The sequence below is a fragment of the Euzebya sp. genome (assembly GCF_964222135.1).
Classification (GTDB): Bacteria; Actinomycetota; Nitriliruptoria; order Euzebyales; family Euzebyaceae; genus Euzebya.
The window spans coordinates 1-5469 of the sequence record NZ_CAXQBR010000031.1; the positions used below are offsets into that span (position 1 = coordinate 1).

At 73.2% G+C, this 5469-nt stretch carries 5 protein-coding genes; 4 read left to right on the forward strand and 1 reads right to left on the reverse strand.

The genetic code is table 11. From position 1 onward, the window contains the following. From ACEQ2X_RS08335 to ACEQ2X_RS08345, 3 genes are all read left to right on the forward strand, one after another. Nucleotides 1–188 (forward strand): hypothetical protein (locus tag ACEQ2X_RS08335; RefSeq protein WP_370325340.1); only part of this gene is annotated, 188 nt, incomplete at its 5' end. A 327-nt stretch (nt 189–515) separates the two neighbouring features. Continuing rightward, nucleotides 516–1151 carry a DUF305 domain-containing protein gene (locus ACEQ2X_RS08340; RefSeq protein ID WP_370325341.1) on the forward strand — a complete coding sequence of 212 codons (636 nt, stop codon included), beginning with the start codon at nt 516–518 and terminating at the stop codon, nt 1149–1151. Between the two features lie 57 nt (nt 1152–1208). Beyond that, on the forward strand, nt 1209–1469 hold the full coding sequence (locus ACEQ2X_RS08345) for a hypothetical protein (RefSeq protein ID WP_370325342.1): 261 nt from the start codon (nt 1209–1211) through the stop codon (nt 1467–1469). Between the two features lie 81 nt (nt 1470–1550). On the opposite strand, the gene ACEQ2X_RS08350 is transcribed toward ACEQ2X_RS08345, so the two are convergent. Further along, nucleotides 1551–2480 (reverse strand): phosphate/phosphite/phosphonate ABC transporter substrate-binding protein, encoded by a 930-nt coding sequence (locus ACEQ2X_RS08350; RefSeq protein WP_370325343.1) that lies wholly within the window; start codon nt 2478–2480, stop codon nt 1551–1553. Between the two features lie 93 nt (nt 2481–2573). On the opposite strand from ACEQ2X_RS08350, the gene ACEQ2X_RS08355 reads away from it, so the two are divergent. Continuing rightward, nucleotides 2574–5469: FG-GAP-like repeat-containing protein (locus ACEQ2X_RS08355; protein ID WP_370325344.1), on the forward strand; the 2896-nt coding region annotated here is incomplete at its 3' end.

Genomic DNA, 5469 nt, shown 5'->3' on the forward strand with positions numbered 1-5469 from the left:
GCTGCTGCCCCGGCCCGCTCACCCTCGACACCACCGCTCTGGCGCCAGGCGAGACGACCACACTGACCTTCGAACTCAGCATGCACCCCGGCATGGACGGCCCCCACGACCTCGCCGTCCACGTCCCCATCACCTCCGCCGACGGCACCGAGCAGCTCACCGTCGACGTCGTCGGCGACTTCCGCTGACGCCGACCCGCGGCGGACGACAGCCGCGGTCCGCCCAAGGGGCGTGGTCACAGACCACGCCCTTCTGCAGTTGCGTCCCACCACCTCCGCGCCCTCGCCCGCGTCGGCTTGGTCACCACGGCACCGACATCCACTGGTCGCTGACCGACCCTGGGGTGGTCGGCCCCCCTCAGCCTGCCCGAGTGGTCTGGGGACCGGTGGTGGGAGCTCGACGGGGCTGTGCGCGCCGTTCGTGAGGTGCGCGTCGGGGTAGGGCAACCCGAACGCCGACGGTCGGCTCGCGGCCGGGCTGTCGGTTGCACGCACACCGACGACGGAGGTCTACCGATGAGCGAAGTCAGCGCGGACCAGCGCCACGACCACGACACGTCCCAGGGCCGGTCCGACCAGGACGGCGGCATGCAGACCAAGATGTACCTGCGGTTCGCCGCCATGATCCTGACCGCCATGGTGGTGATGTACTTCACCATGTTCGCCGGTTCCTGGGAGTGGAGCCACGTCCGGTTCAGCCAGAGTCGGGTGTTCATGGCGATCACGATGGGCGGGACGATGGGCCTGGTCATGCTCGCCTGGATGCTCAACATGTACCGGAGCGCGGCGCGCAACTGGATCATCGTCGGGGTCAGCATCGTCCTGCTGGCCGGTGGGATCACGCTCGACCGCACGCAGGCGACGGTCGGCGACACCGCGTTCATGCAGGCGATGATCCCCCACCACTCCCTGGCCATCACCCGTTCCGAGCGGTTCGGCGTCACCGACATCCGCGTGTGCGAGCTGGCCGTCGAGATCAGCGAAGCACAGCGCCGGGAGATCGACGAGATGGACTGGCTCATCGCCGACATCGAGGAGAACGGTCTCGCGACGACGCGCGAGGAGGCTCAGAACCGTCCGGTCCCCGACTTCCCCGCCGAGGCCGACCTCGACTGCGACGAGCTGAGCGCGACCGCCGCCGCCGGCTCGTAGCCGCGGCCGGCCGGCTACGGCCCCTGATGACAGGTGAGACGGCGCTATGCGCGTCGGGTGGAGGATGTCGACGTCGATGGCGTCGCCGGCCGCGAGATCGTGGTCGTGGGTGACGGTGACCACTCCTCCGGTGTGGCCGGCCCGCCCGCTTCGCCGTTGCGACTCGTCGGCCTTGATCCGCTCGACGGCGGCTGCGCGGGCGTCGTCGTCCAGGTTCGGGTCGAGCGCGGCGACGCGGTCGGCGATCTGTTCCGCCCGCGACCGGTAACAGGGGTAGGCGCGTCCCAGTTCGGCGAGCTGCCGCACCGGGTGACGTGAAGGGCCGGGTCGTCGGCCTCGACGCGCTCGGCGAGTTCGGCGAGCTCGCCCGCGGGATCCTCGTCGCTGACGCCGCGGCCGTCATCGGCGAGGTCGAGCCCCACGACGGCGACGGGGTGGCGGCGTTGCGCCACATGCGTCGCTGTCTGATGGCCTGAGGCGTGCGCCGTCGTCACCCGCGTGCGGCCATCCGACGTCGAGCGCGGTCATGCGGGCGGCCAGGGGTCGGTAGTGGGCGTCGTCGACGGGGACGAACCGGCGGAGCTCCGCGGCGGCGAGTGCTCGTGCGGTGGCCGGCGCCTCGTGGGCGCCCAGGAGCGCGTCCCGCACCCCGTCGCGGACGTGGGTCGGCAGACCTGCCCGAGCGACGACGGGTTGCACCGGGTGAGGGCCCAGGGCGGCGATCGGTCGGACCTGCGCCGCCAGTGCCGGTGTCCGGCGGCTGAGGCGGTGCCAGACCGTCGAGTCGATGGCCGCGGCGTCCACGTCGCCCTCGACCAGCAGCTCGAGGGATCGGAGGTGCGAGCCGGAGCGGACGAACCGGACCCCCTCGGCATCGATCCCCGCCTCGCGGAGGGCGAGACGGACGCTGTGGTAGCCGCTGAGGCTGGCGTCGTCGTTGTAGGCGACCCGCCGGCCGATCAGATCGCCGAGCTGTGCCGGCCCGTCGACGCGGACCAGCACGTCCCCGAAGTAGACCGCCTGCTGGTCCGCCCGCGGATCCGTCGGAGCCCACGCCGCACCGACCAGTCGGATCGGCGGGTGCGCCGTTCCCGTGAGCCACACGTAGGAGGTGGCGCACAGGAACGCCACGTCGGCCTCCCCGGTGGTGAACGGCTCGCGCTCGCCCGGCCTCGGACCGGACCGGGAGGAGTCGTAGGAGACCTCGACATCGCACCCCAGCTCCCCACCGACGTGGTCAGCCAGGGCCGTGAACAGGGTGGCCGGGACGCTGGGGGCCAGGTAGGTGAGCAACCGGAGCGGCTGGCCAGCGCCCGGATCGACGGTCATGCGCCGCCAACCTAGTCCCCGTTAGCCCGCCGTTACGGCAGATCCGTACCGTCCGCTGCGCAGGCATCCACCCCCGTCGACCCGAGGTGTCCCGTGCGCGCAGCCATCCGACCCGGCATCTGCCTGATCCTCACGTCGGCCCTCGGGCTGGCGCTGACCCCTCCCGCCGCCGCCCAGACCGCCGCGGAGACCTCACTCGACGTCGTCAGCACGGTGACCGAGACCCCGCCGCGGGACGACGACGCGATGCTGCGCAGCGGCGACCTCGACGGCGACGGGGACCTCGACCTGGTCACCGGCTCGACCACGGGCGTGCTGACCGCCTGGCTCCAGCAGCCGGAGGGGTGGAGCCCCCGCGAGATCACCCGTCGGACCGACGACGTGCGCCCGGTGGCCGTCGCGGACCTCGACGGTGACGGGGACGGGGACGTGGTCGCCAGCACGCGCGGGTCCCTCCGGGTCTTCCACAACGGGACGACCGGCGGGGGCGATGCCGGCCTGTGGTTCCCGACCGAGATCGAGGACGCGGGCCGGGCGCCCGACGACGCGTTCTTCTCCCACGGCGAGGTCGTCCCCGCCGACCTCGACGGTGACGGGGACACCGATCTCGTGCTCTCGCCGTCCTTCGCCAACGAGGAGCCCGGCCTGATCTGGCTCGCGAACGACGGGACCGGCAGGCGCTGGACCCGGCACGTCATCGACGAGACCCCGGAGGAGCCGGAGCAGATCGAGGTCGCCGACCTCGACGGCGACGGGGACGCCGACGTGATCACCTTCATCGACACCCCCGACCTCGAGGGCGTGTTCACCCACCGCAACGACGGCGGGACCTGGACCCGCGCCCAGCTGCCGGTCCCGGTCGCTGACGTCCTCACCTTCACGGGCTTCTCGTTCGCCGTGGCCGACGCCGACGGGGACGGGGCCGCCGAGGTCTACACGCCGGAGGAGCAGGAGGGCGACGAGTTCGCCTTCGACCGCCTGACCCGCTACACCCCGGACCCGTCCGTGACGTCGTTCACCCGGGCGGTGGTGTCCGAGCCCCTCCTCATCACCCGGCTGCTCACCTCCGCGGACGCCGGTGCCCGACCGGAGCTGTTCGTCACCGGCGTCGGGGGGGTCGTGGCCCTGTCACCGACCGGCCCGGGGTCGTGGTCGCCGCTCGAGGTGAGCGACCCGGCGACCGTGCGGCTGATCGGTCCGCCGGCCCACCCGGCCGACGTCGACGGCGACGGGCGGACGGACGTCGTCACCACCACCGACGAGGCCGACCTGGTCGTGCTGCGCGATCCGGGGACGGCGAGCGGGCCGTGGCCGACCGTCTTCGTGGACCGCCCCGCGACGGTGTACCCGTCGGTCTCGACCACCGGGGACATCGACGGCGACGGGACCCCCGACGTGGTGACCGCCACCGATCCGCGGTCCGACCGCCTGGTGTGGTTCTCGGAGGAGGGCGGCACCTGGCGGCCGACCCCCATCGACGACGACGTGAACCGCCAGACCCCTGACAGCCGGATCCCGGCGGTCTCGGCCATCCCGCTGGGCACCAGGGACGTCGAGGCGGTGGACGTCGACGGCGACGGCGACCTCGACGTCGTGACGTTGGCGAACTTCATCTCCGAGCTCGTCGTCTTCGAGAACCTCGCCGGCGACGGGACCACGTGGGAGCGGCGCGTGATCGACGTGCAGGGCTCCGTCGACGACGGCTTCATCTTCGTGACCTTCGGCGACATCGCCCAGGGCCTGGTCGCCGAGGACCTCGACGGTGACGGCGACGTCGACCTCGCCGTCGCCGGCCAGATCCGCCTGTGGGCCTACGCCAACGACGGGACCGGCACGACGTGGACCCGTTCGACCGTGACCGAGCTGACCGAGGAGGAGGCATCCGACGGCGCGCTCATGTCGCTGTCCGGGCTCGACGTCGACGACGACGCCGACACCGACCTCGTCATGCTCCTCGAGGACCAGCTGATCGCCTACGTGAACGACGGGACCGGCAGCTTCGCCGAGCGCGTCCTCGCACCGGCACCGGTCGACGCGCCGGACCTCGCGACCATCACACCGGTCGAGACGTTCACCGGCGACCTCGACGGCGACGGCAGGACCGACCTGGTCGCGCGGCAGCTCGAGGGGGCGGCGCTGACGTGGTTCCCCAACGCCGGCACCGGCGCCTGGACGGGCCAGCCGCTGCCGTGGCCACAGCCGGACTGGCTCGCGATCGACGACCTCGACGGCGACGGCGACGACGACGTCGTGACCGTCACCGACGGCCAGGCCCTCCTGCGGCGCAACGACGGTGGCGGCACCTTCGCCGGCGCGTCGCTGCTCCTCGACGCGGCGGATCTGGTCCACGCGCACCTCGGTGACGCCGATGGGGACGGGGCCCTCGACCTCGTGACGACCTCACGGTCCGACGGGCGGGTCCAGGTCTCGACCGCAGCGCCCCGGCCGACTGATCCGCTGACCGCAGCGGTGCAGTTCTCCCGCGCGCGGTTCGCCGAGCCCGGCAGCGCAGCCTGGGGGATCCTCAGCCGCGACGACGTCTTCGCCGACACCCTCGCCGCCACGAGCCTGGCCGGGTACGGGCCGCTGCTGTTCACCCCCACCGGCGCGCTGGACCCGGCGACGGCGGCCGAGCTTGCCCGCACCGTCCCGGCGGGCGGCACGGTGTACCTGCTCGGAGGCGAGGCAGCCCTCTCACCCGCCGTCGAGCAGGCCGTGCGGGACCTGGGCCTGACCCCCGTCCGGCTGGCCGGCGCCTCACGCCTGGACACCGCGGTCGCGGTGGCCGACGAGGTGGCGCGGGTGCGCGGCACGGACCTGGTGGACCAGGTGCTGCTGGCCCGCGCCGGCGCCCCGGCTGACAACCCCACCGCGGCGTGGGCCGATTCGGTGGCCGGCGGCGGCCCCGCCGCGGCGATGCGCGTCCCCGTCCTGCTGAGGGACACCGCGTCGCTGTGGGCGCCGCCCGCGGCGGGGCGGGCTGCGCCCG